Source organism: Exiguobacterium sp. N4-1P, from assembly GCF_002214325.1.
Genome location: NZ_CP022236.1, coordinates 33,961 through 58,746, shown reverse-complemented (window position 1 = coordinate 58,746; position 24,786 = coordinate 33,961). Strand labels below are relative to the sequence as shown.

23 protein-coding genes and 2 tRNA genes are annotated in these 24,786 nt (G+C 48.4%); all 25 read right to left on the bottom strand.

What is annotated here, in order from left to right; genetic code table 11:
- Nucleotide 1: 1 nt before the first annotated feature.
- Nucleotides 2-793 carry a dihydropteroate synthase gene (folP, locus tag A0126_RS00340; RefSeq protein WP_088835987.1) on the bottom strand — a complete coding sequence of 264 codons (792 nt, stop codon included), beginning with the start codon at nt 791-793 and terminating at the stop codon, nt 2-4.
- Nucleotides 790-1,629, bottom strand: coding sequence for an aminodeoxychorismate lyase (gene pabC / locus A0126_RS00335; protein WP_088835986.1), 840 nt, complete (start codon nt 1,627-1,629; stop codon nt 790-792). Before pabC ends, folP begins: the two co-directional genes overlap by 4 nt.
- A complete protein-coding gene (locus A0126_RS00330; RefSeq protein ID WP_088835985.1) occupies nt 1,613-2,194 on the bottom strand; it encodes an anthranilate synthase component II in 582 nt (193 codons plus the stop codon). Before A0126_RS00330 ends, pabC begins: the two co-directional genes overlap by 17 nt.
- Nucleotides 2,191-3,579, bottom strand: a complete 1,389-nt coding sequence (locus A0126_RS00325) for an anthranilate synthase component I family protein (RefSeq protein ID WP_088835984.1) — start codon at nt 3,577-3,579, stop codon at nt 2,191-2,193. Before A0126_RS00325 ends, A0126_RS00330 begins: the two co-directional genes overlap by 4 nt.
- Before the next feature lie 92 nt (nt 3,580-3,671).
- Nucleotides 3,672-4,616 carry a cysteine synthase A gene (cysK, locus tag A0126_RS00320; protein ID WP_088835983.1) on the bottom strand — a complete coding sequence of 315 codons (945 nt, stop codon included), beginning with the start codon at nt 4,614-4,616 and terminating at the stop codon, nt 3,672-3,674.
- A gap of 80 nt (nt 4,617-4,696) precedes the next feature.
- Entirely contained in the window at nt 4,697-5,008 is a 312-nt protein-coding gene (locus A0126_RS00315) for a SurA N-terminal domain-containing protein (RefSeq protein ID WP_029332222.1), read from the bottom strand.
- Nucleotides 5,009-5,020: 12 nt separating this feature from the next.
- Nucleotides 5,021-5,947, bottom strand: a complete 927-nt coding sequence (gene hslO / locus A0126_RS00310; protein WP_029332221.1) for an Hsp33 family molecular chaperone HslO — start codon at nt 5,945-5,947, stop codon at nt 5,021-5,023.
- Nucleotides 5,948-5,958: 11 nt separating this feature from the next.
- Complete coding sequence (locus tag A0126_RS00305; protein WP_088835982.1) at nt 5,959-6,720, bottom strand: type III pantothenate kinase; 762 nt, start codon at nt 6,718-6,720, stop codon at nt 5,959-5,961.
- 161 nt (nt 6,721-6,881) lie between these two features.
- Entirely contained in the window at nt 6,882-8,888 is a 2,007-nt protein-coding gene (gene ftsH / locus A0126_RS00300; protein ID WP_088835981.1) for an ATP-dependent zinc metalloprotease FtsH, read from the bottom strand.
- Nucleotides 8,889-9,008: 120 nt separating this feature from the next.
- Complete coding sequence (gene hpt, locus A0126_RS00295; RefSeq protein ID WP_012368964.1) at nt 9,009-9,554, bottom strand: hypoxanthine phosphoribosyltransferase; 546 nt, start codon at nt 9,552-9,554, stop codon at nt 9,009-9,011.
- A 33-nt stretch (nt 9,555-9,587) separates the two neighbouring features.
- Nucleotides 9,588-10,832 carry a tRNA lysidine(34) synthetase TilS gene (gene tilS / locus A0126_RS00290; RefSeq protein WP_088835980.1) on the bottom strand — a complete coding sequence of 415 codons (1,245 nt, stop codon included), beginning with the start codon at nt 10,830-10,832 and terminating at the stop codon, nt 9,588-9,590.
- Nucleotides 10,833-10,908: 76 nt separating this feature from the next.
- Nucleotides 10,909-10,980, bottom strand: a tRNA-Glu gene (locus A0126_RS00285).
- Nucleotides 10,981-10,989: 9 nt separating this feature from the next.
- Nucleotides 10,990-11,066: transfer RNA gene (locus A0126_RS00280), tRNA-Met, on the bottom strand.
- A gap of 153 nt (nt 11,067-11,219) precedes the next feature.
- Complete coding sequence (locus A0126_RS00275; protein WP_088835979.1) at nt 11,220-11,744, bottom strand: S1 domain-containing RNA-binding protein; 525 nt, start codon at nt 11,742-11,744, stop codon at nt 11,220-11,222.
- 83 nt (nt 11,745-11,827) lie between these two features.
- Complete coding sequence (locus tag A0126_RS00270; RefSeq protein WP_088835978.1) at nt 11,828-12,208, bottom strand: FtsB family cell division protein; 381 nt, start codon at nt 12,206-12,208, stop codon at nt 11,828-11,830.
- A 65-nt stretch (nt 12,209-12,273) separates the two neighbouring features.
- A complete protein-coding gene (locus tag A0126_RS00265) occupies nt 12,274-12,546 on the bottom strand; it encodes an RNA-binding S4 domain-containing protein (RefSeq protein WP_088835977.1) in 273 nt (90 codons plus the stop codon).
- Nucleotides 12,543-13,973 carry a bifunctional methyltransferase/pyrophosphohydrolase YabN gene (gene mazG, locus A0126_RS00260; protein ID WP_088835976.1) on the bottom strand — a complete coding sequence of 477 codons (1,431 nt, stop codon included), beginning with the start codon at nt 13,971-13,973 and terminating at the stop codon, nt 12,543-12,545. Before mazG ends, A0126_RS00265 begins: the two co-directional genes overlap by 4 nt.
- Nucleotides 13,970-15,520: a polysaccharide biosynthesis protein gene (locus A0126_RS00255; RefSeq protein WP_088835975.1), complete on the bottom strand. Its 1,551-nt coding sequence runs from the start codon at nt 15,518-15,520 to the stop codon at nt 13,970-13,972. Before A0126_RS00255 ends, mazG begins: the two co-directional genes overlap by 4 nt.
- Nucleotides 15,517-19,035 carry a transcription-repair coupling factor gene (gene mfd / locus A0126_RS00250; RefSeq protein ID WP_088835974.1) on the bottom strand — a complete coding sequence of 1,173 codons (3,519 nt, stop codon included), beginning with the start codon at nt 19,033-19,035 and terminating at the stop codon, nt 15,517-15,519. The genes A0126_RS00255 and mfd overlap by 4 nt, the downstream gene beginning before the upstream one ends.
- Before the next feature lie 55 nt (nt 19,036-19,090).
- Nucleotides 19,091-19,648 (bottom strand): aminoacyl-tRNA hydrolase, encoded by a 558-nt coding sequence (gene pth / locus A0126_RS00245; protein ID WP_088835973.1) that lies wholly within the window; start codon nt 19,646-19,648, stop codon nt 19,091-19,093.
- 100 nt (nt 19,649-19,748) lie between these two features.
- The gene (locus A0126_RS00240) at nt 19,749-20,705 is read right to left on the bottom strand and encodes a ribose-phosphate diphosphokinase (protein ID WP_029332210.1); all 957 of its coding nucleotides are present in this window, start codon (nt 20,703-20,705) and stop codon (nt 19,749-19,751) included.
- A gap of 69 nt (nt 20,706-20,774) precedes the next feature.
- A complete protein-coding gene (gene glmU, locus A0126_RS00235; RefSeq protein ID WP_088835972.1) occupies nt 20,775-22,124 on the bottom strand; it encodes a bifunctional UDP-N-acetylglucosamine diphosphorylase/glucosamine-1-phosphate N-acetyltransferase GlmU in 1,350 nt (449 codons plus the stop codon).
- A 326-nt stretch (nt 22,125-22,450) separates the two neighbouring features.
- On the bottom strand, nt 22,451-22,762 hold the full coding sequence (gene spoVG / locus A0126_RS00230) for a septation regulator SpoVG (protein ID WP_088835971.1): 312 nt from the start codon (nt 22,760-22,762) through the stop codon (nt 22,451-22,453).
- Nucleotides 22,763-22,924: 162 nt separating this feature from the next.
- Entirely contained in the window at nt 22,925-23,764 is an 840-nt protein-coding gene (gene purR, locus A0126_RS00225) for a pur operon repressor (RefSeq protein ID WP_029332207.1), read from the bottom strand.
- 69 nt (nt 23,765-23,833) lie between these two features.
- Nucleotides 23,834-24,694, bottom strand: a complete 861-nt coding sequence (gene ispE, locus A0126_RS00220) for a 4-(cytidine 5'-diphospho)-2-C-methyl-D-erythritol kinase (RefSeq protein ID WP_088835970.1) — start codon at nt 24,692-24,694, stop codon at nt 23,834-23,836.
- Nucleotides 24,695-24,786 lie beyond the last annotated feature (92 nt).

Below are 24,786 nucleotides of genomic sequence, written 5' to 3'. Positions count from 1 at the left end.
TTCATTCCCCCTTCGGTAATTCTGCTGCAAGCATCGCGTCCATCATCAGAGCGGCCCGCTTGATTTCTTTCACGTCATGGACACGCATCCACTCGCAACCTTGTTGGATGCCGTAACAGACGGTCGCAATCGTCCCTTCCACCCGTTCCGCCGCCGGGAGTCCGAGCGTCAATCCGATGAGTGACTTTCTCGACGTCCCGAGCAGGACGGGGTATCCGAAATCTGTCGCGATCGCGAGGTGACGCATCAAAAATAAATTCTCTTCATACGTTTTCATGAAACCAATCCCTGGATCGAGCCAAATCCGATTTTCCGAGACACCCGCCTGTTTCGCTAATCGGATTGATTCTTCAAGGTCGGCGCGGACTTCAGCTAAGACGTCTGTTCCGTGTGGTTCCGTCCGATTATGCATCAGGATGATTGGGACTTCGTGCCGGGCGGCGACCGTTACCATTGAACGATCCCCCCATTTCGAACCCCAGACGTCATTGATGAGATCTGCACCGGCACGGACAGCGGCTTCAGCGACTTCCGGTTTATACGTATCAATCGAAATCAAGACATCGAGCTCACGCTTCAAGCGACGAATCACTGGAACAACGCGGTCGATTTCATCTGCTGCTGAAACAAATGTCGCACCCGGTCGCGTCGATTCTCCACCAACATCGATTGCATCTGCACCGTCCGCAACAAGTTGCCTAGCATGACGAACAGCGAGTTCGACATCAACGTATTGTCCACCATCTGAAAACGAATCCGGCGTCACATTTAAAATTCCCATGATTTTTGTCAACGTTTTTCCCTCCTCGACCACCGCGTCTCGACGGCCTCATCGAATAGCTGACGCACACGTTGATAGCCGCTTCCCGATTGACCCGGGAACGTTCGTCCGTCAAGTGATGAAACGGCGACTGCTTCTTGAACGGAATTCGTGTAGAGAATTTCGTCTGCCTCCATCAACTGTGGCAATAAAGCAAGGCGTTCTTCGACCATAAGTTGCTCCATCAAGAACTGGCGGGTGATCCCATTCAAGGCACCCGTCTCAAGCGACGGTGTATACCACTTCTCCCCATAACGCCAAAAAATGTTCGAAGTGATGCCTTCACAAATGAATCCTTCCTTCGTCAAGAAGAGCCCTTCCGCTTCCGGATTAAACAGTTGGCGTTTCGCAACTAGATTGTTCATGTAGTGATGCGACTTTAAGCGATACGCCGTTTCCGGTGTACTGCGTGGCAACCGGACCGTTTCAAGCGCCCGCTCCGTCGCTTGTCGCGCACCAATCGGTCTCGCATAAATCACGACCGTCGGCGTGTCATACCGCTCAACGGAGAGTCCGATATCACGGGGACCAGCCGAGACATTTAAGCGGATGTATAAATCAGTCGTCGCATGGGCACGGTATAAGGTCTCAATCGCAACTAACAGTTCATCCCGCGTATAGGGGATGACGATTCCAATCGCGGCACAACTCATCTGTAGCCGTTTAATATGATCATCAAATAAAAATGGATGTCCTGCATACGTACGAAATGTCTCAAAAATCCCCATTCCATATAAATAACCATGGTCAAATGGTGAAATCCGAACGTCTTCTTCTTTTACTACCTGTCCATCATGCCAAAGATACATATCGATTCAACTCCAAAAAGTTTTTTAACATCCGTTTCCCGTCTCGGGTCAAGATTGCTTCCGGATGAAACTGGACACCGACGATCGGTAACTCGCGATGTCGCAGGGCCATGATTTCTCCCCCTGCTTCTGCTGTCACTTCCAGGGCATCCGGAAAGGTCTCCCGCTCGACGACAAGCGAATGGTACCGTGTCACTGGTGTATCTTGAGCGATGCCTTCAAACATCCCGGTCGCGTCGTGAGACAATAACGAAACTTTTCCGTGCATTAAGTCTTGTGCCCGGACGACTTGTCCGCCGAAGACTTGTCCGATTGCTTGATGACCGAGGCAGACACCAAGGATAGGCAACTTGCCTGCGAAGTATTCGATCGCAACAAGGCTGATGCCCGCCTCGTTCGGAGTACAAGGTCCTGGCGAAATCACTAGGTGATCGGGTTTGAGTTGTTCAATCTCCTCGAGTGTAATCGCATCATTCCGAAACACCTGGATCTCTTGCCCGAGCTCCCCAAAGTATTGGACTAAGTTGTACGTAAATGAGTCATAGTTATCAATCAATACAATCATGTCGTTCCCTCCGCCATTTCTTTTGCGACCCAAAGTGCCTTTGCCTTACTTAGTGATTCTTCATATTCGCTCACTGAACTAGAATCGGTGACGATTCCTGCTCCCGCCTGAATATAAGCGACGCCATCTTTGGCGACGAGCGTCCGAATCAAGATGTTGAAGATCGCATCGTCCGCCCAACTGATAAATCCGAGTGACCCTGTATAAATACCACGCCGGACCGGTTCTAACTCCTCGATGATCTCCATCGTCCGGATTTTTGGTGCACCGGTGATCGTCCCACCGGGGAACATCGCTGCGAGAACATCGCTCGCACCTTGGTGTTCCGCTACTTTCCCACGGACATTCGAGACGATATGTTGGACATGAGAATATTTTTCGATCACCATCAATTCATCGACATGAACGGACCCATACCGGCTGACCCGTCCTAAATCGTTGCGTTCTAAATCAACGAGCATGACGTGTTCCGCCCGCTCTTTTTCATTATCGAGCAGCGTCTTCGCAAGCGCTAAGTCTTCCGCTTCATCCTTCCCGCGCGGACGTGTCCCAGCAATCGGACGCGTCGCGAGATCGTCTCCAATTTTTTCGACGAGCAACTCGGGTGACGCTGAGACGAGCGTCAACTCTTCATCGACGAAGTAGCCCATGTACGGCGACGGGTTCACCTGCCGCAACACGTCATAGACATGAGCCGGCGATGTTAAGAGACGTTCATGTTGACGAACCGCAAGATTGACTTGAAAGACGTCACCCGCTTCAATATAACGTTTGACGCGGTCTGCCGCCTCGACAAAGTCGGCTTGTTCGAACGACCGACCCCGTTCTAACCGTTCATTCAAAACCGGGCGAAAGACTGGCGCAGGACTCTCCACTTTCCAAGCAAGTACTTCAGTTTCAAGTGCTGCTTCCGCTGCCTCGACCGTATCACGCGTCACGGCAACGAATAACTGACCTGCCTGTTCGTCATACACGGCGACTTCATCGTACCAATACAACGAAATATCTGCTGTTTCTAAATCGTCCTCCGCTTCGTCCGGTAATCGCTCTAAATACCGGACAGCGTCATAACTGACGTAGCCTGCCAGTCCACCGAAAAATGCAGGCATCCCGTCCGGACGAGCCGATGCATGACGCGCGCGTACTTCTTCAATTAATGAAAACGGAGAATCTGTTCGTTCTTCGACACCATCACGTGTTGTAATCGTCGTTTGTCCGGATTTCGTGCGTAACTGCCCGACCGGGTGCACACCAGCCATCGTATAGGAACCGATACGACCACTTTCGAGCCAGATATGACCGGTTTGTTCTTTTGTCCGCTCCACATAACGGTTATAAAATTGTTCCTTCGTCCATGTAAATGCTACATATCTCGTCTGTCGCACTTGCGTCCCCCACCTCTGTACGTATTCTGTCCTCATTATACGCAAAAAAAAGGCACGCGGGAGTCGAATGACTTCCGTGTGCCTGAAAAAAATTATAGTTTCGAACCTTCTTCTTCCTCGACTTGATAGAGTGGCGTACTGAGGTAACGTTCTCCATTCGAAGGAATGATCGCTAACACATTTTTGCCTTTTCCAAGACGTTTGGCCGTTTTAAGAGCTGCAGCGATTGCAGCACCTGAAGAAATCCCACCGAGAACTCCGTTTGATTTCGCGGCACGGCGCGCATGATCAAATGCTTCTTCCGTCGTGATTTGTTCGACACCGTCATAGATGTGTGTATCGAGAATCGAGGGTACGAATCCAGCACCAATTCCTTGGAGCTTGTGCGGACCCGGTTTACCACCCGAAAGAACAGGTGAATCCGTTGGTTCGACAGCGATGATTTCGATTCCCGGGAAGGCGTCGCGTAATACTTTACCAGCACCCGTGATCGTCCCACCTGTTCCGATTCCGGCGATGAAGGCATCCAGTGATAGTCCTTCGAACGCTTCAACGATTTCAGGTCCTGTCGTCTGTTCGTGGACGACGGGGTTCGCTCCGTTGTTGAATTGTTGCGGCATGAAATGACCATGTTCCTCTGCTTCCGCCGTCGCTCGCGCGATTGCACCCTTCATTCCTTCCGGACCAGGTGTTAAAATCAACTCCGCGCCGTACGCACGAAGAAGAGTTCGACGTTCCATGCTCATTGTTTCTGGCATGACGAGAATGGCCCGGTATCCTTTCGCTGCTGCGACCATCGCTAGACCAATCCCGGTGTTGCCACTCGTTGGTTCGATGATCGTATCGCCCGCTTTCAGTTTCCCAGCATCCTCTGCCGCTTCAATCATCGACAGCGCAATCCGGTCTTTGACACTTGACCCGGGATTCATGTACTCCAGTTTCAAGTAGACATCTGCATCCTCTGGTCCTGTCAGATGGTTCAATTTGACGATCGGCGTGCGGCCGACTAAATCTAGTACTGAATTTGCAATACGCATGACCATTCCTCCTCATAATGAAAAACCTTTAATTCCAAGTAATCCGATAAATCAATTATCAATGGACTGGATGAAATCTGTCAATCAAAGCGCTCCACGGTAGGTTTCGTTCCATTTTTGGATTGACGTTCTACCGCTTCTTGAATCAAACGATCGAGTGTATCTTGTTCGTGTTCTTTACGCATTACTTGATAGACATCCGCTCGTGTGATGTCTTCGTCTCCGACTGTCGCGACGACGTCTTCAAGCGGTCCACCGATACTTTCTTGGACGATCTTCGGAGAATCAACTTTCGGTAGTTCTCCCATGAAGGCATATGCTCCCGTTAAAAAGTTCGTCAACAGTAAGATGAAAATCAACATCCACAAGTACTTAGAGTTTACATTTCCCATTTTCAGACCCTCTTATGCTCGTTCGAGCGATTTTTCACGAAGTGATTGTAATTCTTCGACGCCATACTGATAGTGTTCTGAACAGAAATGACAAACTGCCTCTGCTCCACCATCTTCATCAATCATCGATTGAATCTCGTCAGGTCCGAGCGCCACGATGGCTGTCGCGAGCTTTTCGCGATCACATGTGCAACCAAACGTAACCGGCACTGTATCGAGGACTTCGTATGATTCACCGAGGACGAGTTCAAGCATTTCTTCCGGTGTTTTTTCTTCTCCGACAAGAATCGAGATTGGTTTTAATGCGGCCACTCGTGCTTCGAGTGCGGCAATCGTTTCTTCCGATGCACCTGGCATCAATTGCACGATTAACCCACCTGCTGCGATGACCGACTCATCTTCCGGATAAACGAGCACACCTGCACCGACGACAGATGGACTTTGTTCTGAGACTGCGAAGTAATACGTAAAGTCTTCACTGATTTCACCGGTTTGGATCGGTGATTGCCCTCCGACGAAGTCACGAAGTCCTAAATCTTTGATAACGGAAATATTTCCGCGACCGACTGCATCGCCGACTTTTAATTTCGTCAGACCGTCTGCATTGACGTACGTATCCATTTCGACACGTGGATGGCTGACGTATCCACGGACCGTTCCTTTTGCATCGGCATCGACGATGATTTTTCCGATCGGACCGTCCCCTTCAACTTTCAGGGTCACACGTGTGTCGCCTTTTTGCATCGTTCCCATCATCGCACCGATTGTCAGCGTCCGGCCAAGCGCCGCCGTGACGACCGGAGTCGTTTGGTGCCGGAGCTGTGCTTCATACACCGACTTTGTCGAACGGATTGCAAATGCACGGACTTCGCCGTTAAAACCGAGCGCCCGTACTAAATAATCATCTTTTAGTTGTGCTAATAATTCTTCACGTTTCATTATTTATTCCCTCACTTATTTCGTTCGTAGATAATACGCAACCCGTCAAGCGTCAAAAATGGATCGACGATTTCAATCGTTGCGGATTCCTCGCTGATTAATCGGGCAAGCCCACCAGTCGCGATGACTTTTGCTTCACCCATTTCTTCTTTCATCCGGTGGACAAGACCGTCCACTTGCGCGACATATCCAAAATACGTCCCTGACTGCATCGCATGAATCGTATTCCGCCCAATCGCGGATTGTGGTTTCGCAATCTCAATGCGCGGCAGTTTTGCTGCTTTGTTATAGAGTGCCTCAGTCGACACCATGACACCCGGTGAAATGATTCCACCGTAATAGCGTTTTTGTGAATCGATATAACAATAGGTCGTTGCTGTCCCAAAGTCGACGATGATCAATGGACCATCATATTTGACCGTCGCGGCGACCGCATTGACGATTCGATCCGCCCCGACTTCCCTTGGGTTATCGACTTTTAAGTCGAGCCCGGTTTTAATACCTGGTCCAATCACGAACGGGCGTCGATTGAAATAACGGACGCACATATTCTCCAGTGGAAACACGACGGGGGGTACGACAGATGATAACACGATTCCCTCGATTTCTTCCACGTTTAACTCTGCATCCCGGAACAAGGCTTTGACGAGCATCCCGTACTCATCGGTCGTCCGTGTCCGATCGGTTGCGATCCGCCAATGCTCGACCAATGTCTCGCCAGCATAGACACCCAGTACGATATTCGTATTTCCAACATCAATTACTAAGATCATTTGACTGATTCCCCACTTTTCTATACGATACCTGCAATATACGTTGTGATTATACCACGTCGTCTAAGCTTCACCTACCGAAGTGCGCAAGCATCACGGCATATAAAAACAGGACCAGCACCCGCATAGCGGGTACTGATCCTGTCTCGTTGTGTCAGCGATTAAATTTGATCATCACGGCGTGGTTGATCAGGCTTTTCTACATCCACATTTTGACCTTCGTCGATGACTGAACCACGTTGTGTCGGAGATTCTGTCGGTTCATCGATGACAGGAGTCGTCGATTCCGGTTTTTTCTCGTCTTCTGTTTGTTCAGCTACCACTTCTGGCTCGTTCTTTTTGTATTCACCTGTCTCAATGAGGTGGTGAATTTGTTTTTGATCCAGCGTTTCAACTTCAAGTAACGTTGTCGCAATCAAATCAAGCTGATCACGTTTTTCCGTTAAGATCGTTTTCGCTTTTTGGTAACAGCGGTTGATGATCGCTTGGATTTCTGTATCAATCTCATGCGCAATCGCGTCCGAATAGTTTTGTTCATTTTGGAAGTCACGTCCTAAGAAGACATTTCCGCCTTGACCTGAACCGAACTGAAGCGGTCCGAGTTTTTCACTCATCCCGAACTCCATCACCATCTTCCGGGCGAGTCCTGTCGCACGTTGGAAGTCGTTGCTTGCCCCAGTCGATACTTCACCAAAGACGATATCTTCCGCGACACGACCACCAAGCAATCCGGTAATTTTATCTTCAAGTTCTGGTTTTGTCATGAAGTAACGATCTTCTTTCGGAAGCATGACGACGTAACCGCCGGCATTCCCACGAGGAACGATTGTTACTTTATGCACTTCATCCGCATCATCAAGTGTGACACCGATGATCGTATGACCTGCTTCATGCCACGCAACGATTTTTTTCTCTTTCGGCGAAATGATCCGGCTCTTCTTCGCTGGTCCAGCGATAACGCGGTCAATCGCTTCTTCTAGATCGACAATGGAAATCTTATCCCGGTCGGTACGCGCTGCAACGAGTGCTGCTTCGTTCAACAGGTTTTCAAGATCAGCACCAGAGAATCCTGGTGTCCGCTGTGCGATTGCTTTCAAATCGACTGTTGAGTCGAGTGGTTTATTTCGTGCATGTACCTTAAGAACTGCTTCACGACCGACGACATCTGGACGCTCAACCGTAATTTGACGGTCAAAACGACCTGGACGAAGCAAGGCTGGGTCCAAGATATCAGCGCGGTTCGTTGCTGCGATCATGATGATGCCTTCATTTTCACTGAATCCGTCCATCTCAACGAGAAGTTGGTTCAATGTTTGTTCACGTTCATCATGTCCGCCACCGAGACCTGCGCCACGTTGACGACCGACTGCATCGATTTCATCGATGAAGATGATACACGGTGCATTTTTCTTTGCATTTTCGAAGAGATCACGTACACGTGACGCCCCGACACCAACGAACATCTCAACGAAGTCAGAACCTGAAATCGAGAAGAATGGAACGCCAGCCTCACCTGCTGCTGCACGTGCAAGTAACGTTTTACCTGTACCTGGAGGACCGACAAGAAGGACCCCTTTAGGGATACGTGCACCGAGACGTGCAAATTTACGTGGGTCTTTCAAGAATTCGACAACTTCGACGAGTTCTTGCTTCTCTTCGTCTGCACCAGCGACATCTTCAAACGTAATTTTCTTTTTCTCCGTATCATAGAGGCGCGCTTTTGATTTACCGAAGTTCATCACACGGCCACCGCCGCCGCCACCTTGTGCTTGATTAATTAAGAAGAAGAAGAGAATGAATATGATGATGAACGGGACGATCGTCGTCAGTAACGCGATCCAACCGCCATTCGTCTCTGCTGCTTTAAAGTCCATATTGACACCTTGACTGCGCAATTGTGTATAAAGATCCGTTAACTCCGTATCAACAGCTGGAACAACCGTTTCATACGTCGAATCCTTTTCACGTAAATCACCAGTCACATTATACGTCTGTCCTTCGTACTGGAAGGTAGCCGTCTTAATTTCACCTTTTTCAACCGACTCGACAAACTGTGTGTAATTGATTTCTTTGCTTTTGTTCACTGGACTCTGCAAGTATTGCAGAAACAAGATCAAAGCTAGAAAAATGACCCCAAACACGAGGGTATTCTTCACTGCTCGGTTCATCTTATGCCTCCTCTCCGCACCAACTGACATACCTTCATCAACTGATACGAATCCTGACGCGGCAAAGCGCGCTTTGTAATTGGTTTCATCTTATCATGTGACAGTCAAGATTAAAAATAATTAGCCACCGTAGACTGCCGGCTTCAACACACCAACATATGGAAGGTTACGATATTTCTCTTCATAGTCGAGACCGTAACCGACGACAAACTCGTGTGGAATCACAAATCCACTATAATCCGCGTGAAGATCATTTTTGCGACCTGACGGCTTATCGAGCAATGTCACGATTTTGACAGATTTTGCTTTACGGTACTTGAAGAGATCAACCAAGTATCCAAGCGTCAATCCACTGTCAATGATATCTTCGACAATCAGGATGTCACGTCCTTCTACAGATGTGTTCAAATCCTTTTCGATTTTAACTTCGCCTGTCGATGTCGTTCCACCGTGGTATGTCGAAACATCCATGAAATCCATCTCAAGGTGCATGTCCATCTTTTTGACGAGATCAGACATGAACGGCATTGCGCCTTTTAAGACACAGACGAGCAGTGGAAAACGATCACCATAATCTGCTGTCAGTTCACCCGCGAGTTCACCGACTTTATGTTGGATCTCTTCTTCCGAAATCAGTACTTTCTCCATATCATTCATTAAGGTCATGCTAGGTATTCCTCCTCCATTTTAAACACTACATTACCATTCTATCATTAAATAAGACCGTGCGAGGAGTTCAAATGACCCGAATTTTGCAATTCGATGTCCGACGACCGCTAAAACTTGACCCGTGGCGTCGACGACGACCGGAACTTCTGCCCGAAGATAACGTGGTACTTTCGCATCAATTAGAATCCGGCTTACTTTTTTCGTTCCGATTTCTAGCTGTATCCGGTCCCCTGGCAACTGACTTCGTACCGTCAGCGGGAAAGTAACTTCCGCTAACGGAATCCCTGCATCCCCGTATGAAAACGTCACATCTCGTTCACCATAACGGTATGTTCCCAAATCAGCCCCTACTTGAAACGATTCAAGTGCAGAATCTGTCGTATCTTTCTCGATACAGGTCAAGTATCCGTACGCGCGGCGAATCCTCCAGTTTCCATAATACACTTCGCTCGAGGGCATATCTACTCGGAGCCATGCTAAAAAGCGATCGAAATCCTCTGATGTCAACCGGACATCCGGTAAGAGCACTTGTAAAGCGAGTCGTCTCAAATCTGTCGGCAGCTGGTTGATCTCATCGATTACTATCCCATCCTCCGTCGTATGTCGCGCTACTAATGCTTCGACGTACGCTAAGTGCTCGTCCTGTATCGTTTGACGAAGCCGTGCGGCACGGACCGCCGCTTCTTCGAACCCCGGGCGCACTTGAGCGAGCCTTGGTAAAATATCGTGCCGGATTTGATTTCTTAAGTACTTCGTTTCCGCATTTGTCGCATCCTCACGCCACTCGATTTGTTGACGCGTCGCATAAGCCGTCAGTTCCTGTTTCGTCCAGTTCACCAGCGGACGATGCAACTGACCGGGACCGAACGGGCGATGAATCGGAATCCCGTCGATTGTCGCTTCACCCCGCAACAACTGAATCAATAACGTCTCGAGTTGATCATCACGATGATGTGCTAAGACTAAGTGACTCCGGTTCGTCTCTTCCATTAAATCTTCAAAAAACTGATACCGTTTCTCGCGACAACGGGCTTGACTCACCCGTTGTCCACCCCATTCTAAACGGGTCGTCCGGAACGGGAGATTACGTTCAAAAGCCCAGTTTTCGACAAACGCGGCTTCTTCATCCGATGCTGCACGAAGACCATGGTGGACATGGGCAATTAAAAGATCAAACTTCGCCTCGTGCAACAGATGCGCGAGCACCATCGAGTCGCAGCCTCCGGATACGCCGACGATGAGCGGTTCATTCGGAACAGGAGCAATCGTTTCCATGATGTACGCATCCCCTTTTCGAATCTACTATACTAAAAAAAGCCACCTCTATATAATAGAGATAGCTTTTAAAGAATGACCCGTACGGGAATCGAACCCGTGTTACCGCCGTGAAAGGGCGGTGTCTTAACCGCTTGACCAACGGGCCAAAAAAATATGGTAGCGGCGGAGGGAGTCGAACCCACGACCTCACGGGTATGAACCGTACGCTCTAGCCAGCTGAGCTACACCGCCATATTTTTAACTTGTGCGTCTTAAGCACATTTTCTATAATACGGTGGAGTCAAATGAAAGTCAACGCTTTTTATAAAAATAATTTCAAAAAAATAAAAGATGGAATGAACAGCGTCATTCCATCTCTATTCTTATAAAGAACAGGTCAGCAAGTTATTGACGTTTAGCACCGCGTCCGCCACGTTTTGAATCCGTTTGGCGTTTGAGTGTCGCAAGACGATCTTCACTGTCTTTGAGGAAACTCGTCATCAACGTATCGAACGTTTGCTCTTTACGTGGAGCAGGTGCTCCGCGACCACCTTTGTTGAATCCTCCACGATTTCCACCACCGCCGCCACTGCGCGGTCCTTTGTTATCAAACGGACGTGGTCCGCGATCTTGACCGGCCGGGCGTGGGCCACGGTCGAATTGACGTGCAGGACGAGGACGTTCGCCTTCAGGGCGGTCAACAGCCTTCTTGATTGAAAGACCGATTTTACCATCGTTTTCTACACTCAAGACTTTAACTGTGATTTCCTGTCCAACCGTCAAGACATCATTGATATCTTTAACGTAAGAATCTGCCACTTCGCTGATGTGAACGAGACCGGTTTTCCCAGTCGGTAATTCTACGAACGCTCCGAAATTAGTGATGCCTGTAACTTTCCCTTGCACTTTGCTGCCTACTTCAATCGACATAAATTGTATTGCTCCTTTTTAGTTGATTCATTTCTTATTATACGAGTGATTACATATTTTTTCAATCAATCGGCAACCATCGGTTAATCTTCAGGTGAGAAATAGAAAATTGTTTCGCCTTTTTTCGAGTACAACAACTCACTTCTCGCTAAGTTCGCAACATATTCTTTATCGTTCAGCCGTTCGATTTCCTCTTTCAGGCGTGCCGACTCTTTTTTCGCTTTTGTTTGCTCTTGTTGAGCGACCTGGAACGATTGATTTTGTTCAGCAATCAATTGTTTCTTTTCGATGTATGACCACCCCATGAGAGAAAGGACGATGAGAAAGATTGACATACAAATCAAGAAACGCTTTTTTAAGCGCGATCGGTTCTCAATCGCATTTTGGCTTAATTGCTTTTTACGATCATTGAGCGGTTTAATCTTTGGTGGTGTTTGACGACCTGATTCTAACGGTGCCGGCATATCATCCCTCCTTATCCGAGTGGTCATCTCTGACACTCTTTAGTATACTTCCTTTTTCAGGTAAATTACATTGATTCTTCAGAATTCACTTTTTCTTCACGAATAATCTTATACATGTCCGTCGCTTCTTCTTTTTTCGCATGCTCTTTAATGCCGTCGATTTGAACGGTGACGATTTTGTTTCCGAATCGAATCGTCATCTCATCTCCGACTGCGACGGTACTGCTTGCTTTTGCGACGAGACCGTTAATCGTAATCCGACCTTGGTCTGCTACCTCTTTTGCGAGTGTCCGTCGTTTAATCAAACGGGATACCTTTAAAAATTTATCGAGTCTCATGACTGTTCCTCCTGCTTCGCTTGATTCCATAACTGATCTTGTTCGTCGAGCGACAACTCTTCAATTGGTCGCTTTGCGAGTTGTTCCACCCGCGTAAAACGGCGAATGAACTTATCGTTCGTCAGCTGCAACGCTTCTTCTCCCGATAATCCCATATATTTTCCGACAAGTGCTAACGAAAATAAGAGATCTCCGAATTCAGCAAGTTGTTCTTTTGGCGCTGCTTCTTGTAGTTCACGTATTTCTTCTTGTACCTTTTCAAGCGCACCACTGACTGTGTCCCACTCAAAGCCGACTTTTGCGACTTTTTTCTGAATCTGTTCAGCACGCATCAAGGCAGGTGCCCCTTTTGTGACACCGTCGAGCAGATATTTCCGCTCTGGTTTCTCCTGCGACTTGATCGTTTGCCAGTTCGCAACGACGTCTGCCGCCGAATCAACCGTCTTCTCTGCAAAGACGTGTGGATGACGACGAATCATCTTATCGCTGACACTGCCGATGACGTCCCGGATATCAAAGTACCCTTCATCGAGACCGATTTGTGCATGTAACATGACTTGAAGTAAGACATCCCCTAATTCCTCTATCATTAAGTTATCGTCCTGAAGGTCGATTGCTTCCAGTAATTCGTAAGATTCTTCGATTAAATGTTTTTTGAGCGATTCATGCGTCTGTTCTTGATCCCATGGACACCCTCCTTCACCACGTAAACGGGCGATGATGTCCTTGAGCGTCGCAAAATCCCGATTCAGCGCCTTTTCCTCCGTCACCGGCGGCACATAGACCGTCGTCAAATTACTGAGCATCGTCACACGATCCAGTTCATAGAGCGGAACTGTCATGACGTGTTGCTTGCTCGTCCCCGCTGCTGTGACGAGCGTCACCGGGTGTTCATCCGGATAACGTTCCATCAACATGACTTTCAAGTCACCTGCGACAAACGCATCGTACACTTGTCCGATCAGTACGTGTTGACGAATTTGCGCTTCATCAACACGGAAGGCCGTTGCGTCAAGCAATTGAAATCCTTCAATCGGATCTACCCCGACCGCTGCGAACATCGGATCAAGAAAACTTTGTCCACCGACGATGTCGATGTCAGTCGCACGCGCAAGTAGTTGTTGAACGGTACTTTCTGCTACAAGCGGGTGTCCCGGTACCGCATAGATGATTGGCGTTTGTGTCGCCTGATCAAGCAGTGTTTCGACGATGTCCGTATAGACCGCTTCAAAACGGTCGTGCCGCTCATAAATCGAATCAAACGATGTAAATTTCATTCCCTCTGTCGCCAGTTCTGAAACGACGGGATGATCTGCTGTCCGTAAATAAACAGGTTGTGTTGTTTCTTTCAATAACTTATAAACGCCAAACGGCAATTGCTCTAGTTCGCCAACACCTAAGCCGACGACTGTAATACGGTGTGTCATATGATTTTCCTCCGATGATGAATTCGATAAAGTTTGTCTCCGAACGGCAATAAAGACCACTCCCGCTCTGTCAGGACCCGCCTGCGCAGTGCAAATATACAAAAGATCAATGCACCACCGATGACGAGTAGACCCACTTCAAACATCGCTCCAATCCGCGTCTCGAAACCTGCCCATTGAAACAGACGTTCGACCACGTACAAAAACAACGCCATCGGGATGATTGCTTGGAGCAATCGGACGTAGAAAATTCGTCCTGCTGTTACACGTCCGAATTTCCGATTCAATAAGATGAGTTGTGCTGATGCCATCATCGCGAATCCGCCGAATGTCGCCATTCCCGCCCCGATCATACCATAACGGGGCAACAAGTAGATGTTTAATAACAGCTTGACGACCAGTCCGAGCACGACGCCTGCAAAGGCATATTTTTCAGCATCGACGGACTGGAGACAAGAGATGATAATCATCGAGAGCGATGCCGTAAAGGCCGTCGCAGCAAGCCAACTGAGCGCAATCGTCCCTTTATCATCTTGATAGAGCGCGATGTTGAGTGGACGCATGACACTAAACAATCCGACCGTCGCAGCTGCCGCGACCAATAGACCAGAACGAAGGAGTGTTTCAAGGTGCAACCGTGTCGCCGCGTCATTTTGTTTACGATACTCCGTCAGCAACGTCGGAACACTGGCCAGACTGATTGACGTCGCAAATAAAATTGCGAACTGCAACAATGGATAACCACGATCAAAAATCCCCTTCTCGATTTTCGTCTCCATCGTATCCCCGAGCAAGTTGACGAACGTCAATCCATCAATCAACTGCATCAACAGTAAAGCAAGCGACGCGATACTGACCGCCATCCCACTCGTCAATAAGACTTTCCCGACACGTTTTAAATGACGCTTCGAGACGACCGGGCGACCAATCCGCCCTTTCGCGAAGCGAAGGAGCAACAACAATGAAGCGACGCTGCCACCGAGCGCCGTCACGTGTGCCGCAGCACCGATTTGATAAGGATTCGCTCCGATCGAGACACCATAATACGTCACGAGTAACAATAGACAGACACGCACGGCATTTTCCGTAATTTGTGAAAAGGCGGTCGGTCGCATCTCAAGGTCTGCTTGAAACATTCCTCGTAACACGGCAATGACCGGCAATAAATAAAACGTCAACGTCACAGCACGTAACGGAAGGACGAGCTTCGGATCTCCGAACAGTAAAGCAAGTTCTGGTGCGATGATCCAGCCGAGCAGACCGAACACTAACGAAAGACTCGCAAGGACAAAGAAAATCGACCAGAGAACCTCTCGTTTTTCTTCCGGGTGATGCAACGTCAACTTTGCGACGATGACGGGTAGCGCATAAATCCCCAGTGCTGCCGCAATCGCGAATAATGGATAGACCGTCTGATAGACGTACAATCCAAAATCCCCTGCCATGTTTTGATACGGAATCCTATAAAAAAAGCTCAGCAGCTTTGAGACGTAACTCGAGATCGCCAGGAGCGCTGCCCCTTGCGCAATCGTTCGCCGTTGACTCATCGCATCGAGATCCGGCGGTCAAGTTCAGCGAGCAACCGCTCTGCTTGTTCCGTTGTTTGTTGAACGGTTTGTTTGCCACGGTTCAACGTCAAAACAAGTTTTCCTTCTTGTTGTCCCATGCCGAGTCCGCGACCAATCGGTACCGTCCACTTGACGAAATCCGCAACATCGAGCGTCTGAGTCGTTTGTTCGGATAAGACGATCTCGATTTTCGGGTCCGTTTGTTTGACCCGCTCAATCCGAGCCCGTTCAGCAAAAATCCGCATCCGCGTCAACTGAATCAATCGTGCGACTTCATTCGGGAATTCACCGAAGCGCTCCAGCATCTCTCCTTCGAGTGCATCAAGACTTTCTGTCGTATCAACATACTTCAAGCGTTTATAGAACTCAATTTTCAGTTCAGAATCCGACATATAATGACTCGGAATATACGCATCGAGACTGAACGTAAAGTCTGGTACGAATTTTTGGACACGTTGTTTCCCTTTCATCCGTTCCTTCCGTTCTTCGACGGCTTCCGATAACATTTGTGAATACAAATCGAACCCGACTGAATCGATAAAACCGGATTGTTGGGATCCGAGCAGATTCCCGGCACCGCGAATCGACAAGTCACGCATGGCAATCTTGAAGCCACTTCCAAGCTCCGTAAATTCCTTGATCGCCTGAAGACGACTCTCGGCGACTTCGGTCAACCGTTTTTGCGGACGGTACGTAAAGTAGGAATACGCGACACGACTTGAACGTCCGACACGACCACGCAGTTGGTAGAGCTGTGATAGACCCATTTGATCGGCATCATTGACGATCAATGTATTGACGTTCGGAATATCGATCCCCGTTTCAATGATTGTCGTACTGACAAGAACATCGGCATCCCCCTCGAAGAAGGCAATCAATTGACTTTCAAGTTCCGTCTCCGTCATCCGACCATGTGCCGTGACGACACGTGCTTCCGGAACGAGCGCCCGGATTTCCTCCGCCTTCCGTTCAATCCCTTCAACGCGATTGTAGAGGAAAAAGGCTTGCCCCCCTCGACCAAGTTCACGTTCAAGTGCTTCACGCATGATGATTCCGTCGTACTCCATCACGTACGTTTGGACAGGATAGCGGTTTTCAGGCGGTGTCTCGAGGACCGACAAATCACGAATCCCGATCATCGACATGTGTAAGGTCCGTGGAATCGGTGTCGCCGTCAACGTCAAGACATCGACATTCGTTTTGAGTTGTTTCAATCGTTCTTTATGTTTAACACCGAAGCGTTGCTCTTCATCGATGATCAACAGACCAATGTCAGCGAACTGAACATCTTTTGATAAGACACGGTGTGTTCCGACAACGACGTCGATCGTTCCTTCTTTCAAGCCTTTTTTTGTTGCTTTCAGTTCTGACGCCGATCGGAACCGACTCATGACTGAAACATTGATTGGCCATTCGCTGAATCGCTCGAGCATCGTTTCATAGTGTTGTTGGGCAAGAACAGTCGTCGGTACAAGGAGAGCGACTTGTTTCCCTGCCATAACTGCTTTAAATGCCGCCCGAATCGCGACTTCCGTTTTCCCGTATCCGACGTCTCCACATAACAGACGATCCATCGGACGCGGCCGTTCCATATCTTTCTTAATCTCTTCAATCGACCGGACTTGATCGACCGTTTCCTCGTACGGGAACGAGGCTTCGAATGCCTGCATGCTGTCATCATCTTCCGGGAAAGCAAATCCAACTGCCGCTTCTCGTGTCGCATACAATTTGATTAGTTCATCTGCGATGTCCTCAACTGATTTTTGGACTTTCGCTTTGACTTTCTTCCAGTCCGTTCCGCCGAGTTTATAGATTTTCGGTTCTTTTCCTTCTGCCCCGACGTATTTTTGAATCAAGTCGATTTGGTCAACCGGAACATACAAGGAGTCGTCACCGGCATAGACAAGGTGCAAGTAATCTTTATGGTTCCCTGCGACATCAATCGTTTTGATGCCGTGGTAACGACCAATTCCATGGTGGATATGGACGATATAATCACCCGTCTTCAACTCTTGGTAACTTTTGATCCGTTCCGCGTTCGTCAATTTCGTAGTCTGTTTCCGGCGACGGGTCGGTTGCTTAAAGACTTCTTCTTCCGTCACGACGACGAGTCGTGCATTCGTCATTTCGAAACCACCATGAATGCCACCGATTAAAATCGACGGATGTCCCCGACGCATATCTTCTTCTGCCGTATGCAAGGACGCTTCGACACCGTAGTCGGAAAGTGTCTGCCGCATCCGCTCCGCCCGCTCTTTGTTACTCGCAAGAAAGACCATCCACATGTCTGCCCGGGCATACCGATCGATTTCCTGTTTCAGACGTTCCATTTGGCCATGAAACGGAGCGATCGGTTTGATGTTGAAGTGAATCGCTGCACTTTCAGGGACGCCGCTTCTGCGTGTCGGAAGGAGCGACAAGTAGAGTAGCTGACGTTGTTCGAAGACTTTGAGCATCGGAACCGAGAGAATGTAATCACTAACGCTTTGCCCCCGTTCAATCAACGAAGCCATCCATTCCGCTTCTTCCGCATCCTGAACTTCCGCCGCTTCTTCGATCCGTGCGATTTCATCGACGATCAAGACGGCATCTGTGATATCAGCCAGTAATGTCTTCTGATACAGTAACGGCGCGTATTTCGCGAGTTGTTTCGGTCGCTCCCCACTTTCGAGCAATTCGACGTCATAGGCGATCCCTTCTTCAAGTGCTGCAAGGACTTCCGTACTTTGGACACGTTCTTTCGTCGCTTCATAGAGTGCACGCAACCGTTCACCCGCGGCACGGAGATTTTCCGTCGTCGCAAAGTGTTCAGCTGCCGGTGGAAGCAACGCTTCTGCGACCACACCGAGTGATCGTTGCGTTTCTGCATCGAATGTATAAATCGAGTCGACTTCTTCATCAAATAAATCCAATCGATAGGGACGGTCGACCGTCAACGGATAAATATCGATGATACTCCCGCGAACTGAAAATTCTCCCGGTGTTGTCACGGTCGCCGTTCGCTCATATCCGGCGTCGACTAATTCTTGAATGAAGTCCGGAATTGCCAAGATATCGCCCGGCTTAATCCGTTTCGTATGTGCTAAGAAATCACTTGCAGGTGGAGCATACCGTCTGAGACCGACGAGTGGGATGATTAAAATACCATCATCGGTCGTCAGGAGCCGGTGCCGCGTTTCAATCCGTGTCGCCCGTAATTCCGGGCTCGCCCCGTACGATAATTCAGCAGCTAATGTCTCGTCGACCGGGTAGAGCATCACTTCCTGTTCAGGCACCAGTTCAATCAAATCATCATACAGTTTTTGCGCTTGAAACATATTGTGGGTGACGATGACGAACCTTTTTTTTGTTTCTTGATAAATGCCTGCGACGAACAACGCTTTCCCGCTATTCATCAAGCCTGTGATGAGTTGGGCATCGACCCCTTGTCGAAAACGCTCACGGACCGTTTTTATTTCTGGTATTCCGAGCAACAGATTTTGTAGTTGTTTCATAGTTTCCCCTCCTAAGACGACAGCAAAAACGCTTTGGAATTCCAAAGCGTTTCGTTCAGTTATAGCGATTCATCAAAGCCAAAAATGGTGTATCGGTAAAGTCTGTCGCGATTTTCACAGCGTCCGCCAATACTTCCCGCAAGACAGGTTGTTCTGCTTTTGAGAACGGCATCAAGACCCAATCGATGACTTGAATCGGAGCAGGCGGACGACCGACACCGAGTTTTAAGCGTTTAATTTCTTGTGTGCCTAAATGCTGAATAAGCGACTTGACACCATTATGCCCACCGGCGCTTCCTTTTGAGCGAAGACGCATCTTTTCAAGCGGCAAATCGAGATCATCATAGATGACGAGGACGTCTTCGACCGCGATTTTATAAAAATCCAGGAGCGGACGAACTGCTTCCCCGGATAGATTCATGTAAGTCAATGGTTTGACGAGCACAACACGTTCCCCATTTATCATTCCCGTTCCGAAGACTGCTTTAAACTTCGACTCGGATAATTTTATTCCGTGTTCCTCCGCCAACGCATCAATCGCGAGGAAACCGATGTTGTGACGTGTGTTCGTATATTTAGCTCCAGGGTTCCCTAGACCGACGATACATTTCATATCGCTACCTCCTTTTGTTCATTTCCTTTGATGAAAAAAAAGCACGAACAAGGGTCCGATTTCAAAAAACCGGACCTCATCGTTCGTATCTGTTTGTTGATCAGCTAAAGAGCGGGCTGATTGATTTTTGTTCATGGACACGGATGATTGCTTCTGCAAGTAACCGCGCGACAGAAATTTGTTTGATTTTGCTTGCGCATTCACGTTGCGTCAAGTCGATCGTGTTCAAGACGACGAGCTCTTCAATCGCTGAGTTCTCAATCCGTTCCATCGCTGGTCCAGAAAGAACAGGGTGCGTACAACAAGCATAAACTTGTTTCGCCCCATTTTCGATTAAAGCGTTCGCAGCAAGTGTAATCGTTCCTGCCGTATCGATGATGTCATCGATGATGATGGCGATTTTGCCATCGACTTGACCGACGATGTTCATGACTTCCGCGACGTTCGGTTTCGGACGACGCTTATCGATGATTGCGATCGGTGCTTTTAATTGTTCTGCTAATTTACGTGCCCGTGTAACACCGCCATGGTCTGGAGAAACGATGACGAGTTCATTTGGGTCGATGTTTTTCTTCTCGAAGTAAGTAGCAAGAAGTGGAACACCCATTAACTGATCTACTGGAATATCGAAGAAACCTTGGATTTGAGCGGCATGGAGATCCATCGTGACGACACGTGTCGCTCCTGCGACTTCAAGTAAGTTCGCAACAAGTTTTGCTGTGATCGGCTCACGCGAACGTGCTTTACGGTCTTGACGTGCATAACCATAATACGGCATGACGACGTTGATCGTCCGTGCAGAAGCACGTTTTAATGCGTCAATCATGATGAGGAGCTCCATCAAGTTCTCGTTGACCGGCTGACTTGTCGATTGGATGATGTAGATATCATCTCCGCGAACGCTTTCTTCGATGTTCATCGAGATTTCGCCATCACTGAAGTGTTTGACTGAACTTTCGCTAACGGGAATTCCGATGACCTTAGCGATTTCCTCTGCCAGTGGTTTGTTCGAGTTGAGTGCGAAAATACGAATTTCATGTTCTAAGACAGTAGACATGTTTAGGTGGCCTCCATTTGTTTGGTTTAGACGAGTAGAGCGACAAGTAATGAATAAGGTATAGCTGAATTAACGATAATCAGGTTTTGTCGTTTGACGCTCACGGGCGATCGCAAGACCGTTTTCCGGAACATCATCTGTCACTGTCGAACCTGCTGCGACGAGTGCATTTTTACCGACTCTGACGGGGGCAATCAAGTTGACGTTACAACCGATGAACGCATCATCCTCGATGACCGTTTCGAACTTGTTTGTTCCATCATAGTTGACGGTGATTGATCCACATCCTAAATTGACGTTTTTACCAATCGTTGCGTCTCCGACGTAACTCAAGTGTGCCGATTTACTTCCTTCACCGAACGTCGATTTCTTGACTTCAACGAAGTTACCGACACGCGTGTTCGCTCCGAGCACCGCTTGCTGACGCAAGTGCGCGAATGGACCGACTTGTGCCGCTTGCCCGATCCGGCTATCGGTTACGACCGACTGACGGACGACGGCAGCATCTGCCACTTCACTGTTACGGATGTCACTATTCGGTCCGATGATACATTCAGACCCGATGATCGTCTTCCCAAGCAATTGTGTCCCTGGGTAGAGCGTGGTATCCGAACCAATCGTAACATCTGGTCCGATATAGGTCGATGCCGGGTCGATGAATGTGACACCTTGACGCATCCAATGCTCGTTCGTCCGCTTACGCATCGACGTCTCAGCTTGCGCGAGTGCGACACGGTCATTGACACCGATTGTCTCTTCAAACGTCGGCGCCGCATAGGCAGCAATCGTTTCGCCATCGGCTTTCGCGATTTCGATGACATCCGGCAAGTAATACTCTCCTTGGACATTATCGTTCTTGACTTGTTTTAACGCAGCGAACAACAACTCATTATCAAACACGTACGTTCCTGTGTTGATTTCTTTAATCGCGAGTTCTTGTTCTGTCGCATCTTTATGTTCAACGATTTTTGAAACATGGCCCTCTTCACCACGAATAATCCGACCATATCCAGTCGCATCATCCGCATGAGCCGTCAAGACGGTCACTTTTGCACCCGTTTCTGCATGGTGGTCGAGTAACGCGGCTAACGTCTCACTCGTTAAGAGTGGTGTATCCCCACAGACGACAAGCGTCGATCCTTTTTCGTTTCCAAGTACCGGTTCTGCCATTTGAACAGCATGACCCGTGCCAAGCTGCTCACTTTGAAGCGCATATTCCACCGATGTGCCAAGCACTTCTTTTACAGACTCCGCACCATGCCCAACGATTACGACTTGACGCTTGACGCCAAGTGTCGCGAGTTGGTCCACGACGTGTTGTACCATAGGTTTCCCAGCTACTGGGTGGAGTACTTTGTAGAGTTTTGATTTCATGCGTGTTCCTTTACCAGCTGCTAGAATTACCGCGAAATGATTCATCCTTGTCGCTCCTCCACGTAAATTAGTGTTGATTTCGTTCAGAAATAGTACACTCGTACCAACTATAACGAAAATGAGGCCACTATTCAATCACAGGACCGAGTCAAATTGATGAAACATCCATTAAAAACAGACTGTAGACAACGTGAGGAGGCTGACTCATAAGTCGTTTTAAAATCAACCTTTGTGATGGACGGGCTTTTCTTTTCATTGCTTTCATCGGAAGAGGCACAACCCGTTGTTGTTTTGTAAGAAGATTGCAGCAAACCTTTTTAACAGCAAAAAAAAGACCGGTCCGCCGCAATACGGGAAACCGGTCTCCTCTATTAAGGGCGATCTGTCAATTCGACTGATGTCAGCTCTAAATCGAGCGCCTCTTCATTTTCTTCACGCAACACATATGCTTCTAGTACTGAATCTTCGACCTTTTTTCGCATTAATGCATTGATTGGATGAGCGACATCACGAAAGATGCCTTCTTGCGTCCGTTTGCTCGGCATTGCGACGAAGAGACCACTGTTCCCTTCAATCACACGTAAATCGTGTACTACGAATTCGTGATCGAGCGTAATCGAGGCGAGTGCTTTCATGCGCCCCTCTGCCACGACGCGACGAATTTTAACGTCCGTAACGTTCATTTTGTCCGCACCCCTTTTAGTAACCGATGTCACAACTCTTCGTTGTCTACTTCTACTTACGGTTCAAAACAAATAAAGGTTTAGCTTTTTCCAATCTTTTTAGGCATAATTTCCAAAAGTTTGATAATTACAGTATAGTTTCAAAGAAATCACGTGTCAAATTCAGGTATTCCCATCGCTTGTGAAATACTGGTCGACGTTCCCACGCTTCACTTGAATCTGTCCGAGATCGACATCGACGTCGGCAAGTTTCATTAAGCTGACGTATTCACTGACCATCTTTTTCTCGGCACCTTCTGCTTCAATCAAGACCCCGACACCGGCTACTTTCGCTTCGAACTCGCTCAGTAAACTCATCATCCCACGAATTGTTCCCCCAGCTTTCATGAAGTCATCAATCAACAAGACGTTCGCTCCGCGCGGAAGACTTCGTCGCGCCAGTGCCATCGTCCGAATCGCTTTTGATGAGCCTGATACGTAGTTGATGCTGACGGTCGACCCTTCCGTAACACGACTGTCCGAACGAACGATCACGAACGGTACACCGAGTTGTTCAGCGACGGCGTAAGCAAGCGGGATTCCTTTTGTCGCAATCGTCATGACGACATCCACTTTTTTCTGACTGAAGACAGATGCAAAAACTTGTCCCATCTGCTTGACCATCCGTGGATTGCCAAGTAAATCTGTCAGATACAAATACCCACCCGGCAACAGACGATCTGGCCGTGCGACGCGTTCACATAAATCATCGATGAACGGTAATGCTTTTTCGCTACTCCATGTCGGAATGAACATGACACCGCCCGCAGCCCCCGGGACTGTGACGAGTCGTCCTGTTCCTTCATGCTCTAACATTTCACTCACGATATCTAAATCTTCACTGATTGACGATTTTGCAGATTTATAGCGTTCTGCGAAAATTGTCAATGAGATCAGATGATGCGGATGGTCGAGTAGATAACGTGTCATATCGACTAACCGACCACTTCTCCGAATTTTCATCTAAATTGTTCCACCTCTCCGTAATTCCGAATATTCACTAGTGAATATATCATTTTCATACGGATATTATCAATGGTTTTCGCCTAAAAGACGAACGACGTAGACTTCGTTACAAAAACCTCTTAAGCCATTATAGAGACGTTGGGCCCGGTTTTCGTGTTCCGTCAACGCGAAGACCGTCGGACCACTCCCGCTCATCAAGACACCTTCCGCCCCGCAACTCGTCATGAAATCCTTGATTTGCTCGACTTCCGGGTGCATCGGTAACGTGACCGACTCAAGAACATTTCCGAGTGATTGACAAATCGCCGTAAAATCCTGCTCTTTAACAGCTGTAATCATCGCTTCGACATCCGGTCGTTTGGCCGTCGTCAAATCGAGTGCGCCATAAACGTCTGCCGTCGACACACCAATCGTTGGTTTCGCAAGCACGACCCAGCACGGAGGCGGAGCAATCAATTTTTCAAGCTTTTCACCACGTCCTGTCGCGATCGCCGTCCCACCCATGACACAAAACGGGACATCCGAACCGACTTCCGCGCCGATTTCTGCGAGTTGTTCGAGCGTCAATCCGAGCTGCCATAAATCATTCAAACCGCGTAATGTCGCGGCAGCGTCACTCGATCCACCCGCGAGACCGGCTGCGACCGGAATTTGTTTCTCAAGGTAAATCTCTACTCCAGCCTGGATGTTAAATTTTTTCTTCAAGACGGCTGCCGCCTTGTAAGCCAAGTTCCGCTCATCGTTCGGAACATAGGCGTGCTGTGCATTCATTCGAATCTCGCCTGACGAAAGTTCCGTCAACTCTAAGCGGTCTGCCAAGTCCACTGTCGTCATCACCATATGTACATCATGGTAACCATCTGTCCGCTTCGCCGTCGCATCCAACACTAAATTGATTTTCGCTGGTGCCTTTACAATAATCGTCATCGTGCCGTTCCTCCTCTAGTACGTATCCTGTACGAATTGTATCAACCTTTCCACAAAAAAAGAAGCGAACATTTCTGTCCGCTTCGGAAGGT

Coding starts and splice junctions, on each gene's coding strand:
- glmU (WP_088835972.1), bottom strand. CDS start 22,124: ATGAATCATTTCGCGGTAATTCTAGCAGCTGGTAAAGGAACACGCATG.
- A0126_RS00255 (WP_088835975.1), bottom strand. CDS start 15,520: ATGAGTCAACGGCGAACGATTGCGCAAGGGGCAGCGCTCCTGGCGATC.
- pabC (WP_088835986.1), bottom strand. CDS start 1,629: ATGTATCTTTGGCATGATGGACAGGTAGTAAAAGAAGAAGACGTTCGG.
- A0126_RS00240 (WP_029332210.1), bottom strand. CDS start 20,705: ATGTCTACTGTCTTAGAACATGAAATTCGTATTTTCGCACTCAACTCG.
- A0126_RS00305 (WP_088835982.1), bottom strand. CDS start 6,720: ATGATCTTAGTAATTGATGTTGGAAATACGAATATCGTACTGGGTGTC.
- purR (WP_029332207.1), bottom strand. CDS start 23,764: ATGAAAATTCGGAGAAGTGGTCGGTTAGTCGATATGACACGTTATCTA.
- mazG (WP_088835976.1), bottom strand. CDS start 13,973: ATGACACACCGTATTACAGTCGTCGGCTTAGGTGTTGGCGAACTAGAG.
- pth (WP_088835973.1), bottom strand. CDS start 19,648: ATGAAATGTATCGTCGGTCTAGGGAACCCTGGAGCTAAATATACGAAC.
- hslO (WP_029332221.1), bottom strand. CDS start 5,947: ATGAAACGTGAAGAATTATTAGCACAACTAAAAGATGATTATTTAGTA.
- A0126_RS00275 (WP_088835979.1), bottom strand. CDS start 11,744: ATGTCGATTGAAGTAGGCAGCAAAGTGCAAGGGAAAGTTACAGGCATC.
- hpt (WP_012368964.1), bottom strand. CDS start 9,554: ATGACCTTAATGAATGATATGGAGAAAGTACTGATTTCGGAAGAAGAG.
- ftsH (WP_088835981.1), bottom strand. CDS start 8,888: ATGAACCGAGCAGTGAAGAATACCCTCGTGTTTGGGGTCATTTTTCTA.
- A0126_RS00315 (WP_029332222.1), bottom strand. CDS start 5,008: ATGGGAAATGTAAACTCTAAGTACTTGTGGATGTTGATTTTCATCTTA.
- spoVG (WP_088835971.1), bottom strand. CDS start 22,762: ATGAACGTTACGGACGTTAAAATTCGTCGCGTCGTGGCAGAGGGGCGC.
- ispE (WP_088835970.1), bottom strand. CDS start 24,694: ATGACGATTATTGTAAAGGCACCAGCGAAAATCAATTTAGTGTTGGAT.
- tilS (WP_088835980.1), bottom strand. CDS start 10,832: ATGGAAACGATTGCTCCTGTTCCGAATGAACCGCTCATCGTCGGCGTA.
- cysK (WP_088835983.1), bottom strand. CDS start 4,616: ATGCGTATTGCAAATTCAGTACTAGATTTAGTCGGCCGCACGCCGATC.
- A0126_RS00265 (WP_088835977.1), bottom strand. CDS start 12,546: ATGAGACTCGATAAATTTTTAAAGGTATCCCGTTTGATTAAACGACGG.
- mfd (WP_088835974.1), bottom strand. CDS start 19,035: ATGAAACAACTACAAAATCTGTTGCTCGGAATACCAGAAATAAAAACG.
- A0126_RS00270 (WP_088835978.1), bottom strand. CDS start 12,208: ATGCCGGCACCGTTAGAATCAGGTCGTCAAACACCACCAAAGATTAAA.
- A0126_RS00330 (WP_088835985.1), bottom strand. CDS start 2,194: ATGATTGTATTGATTGATAACTATGACTCATTTACGTACAACTTAGTC.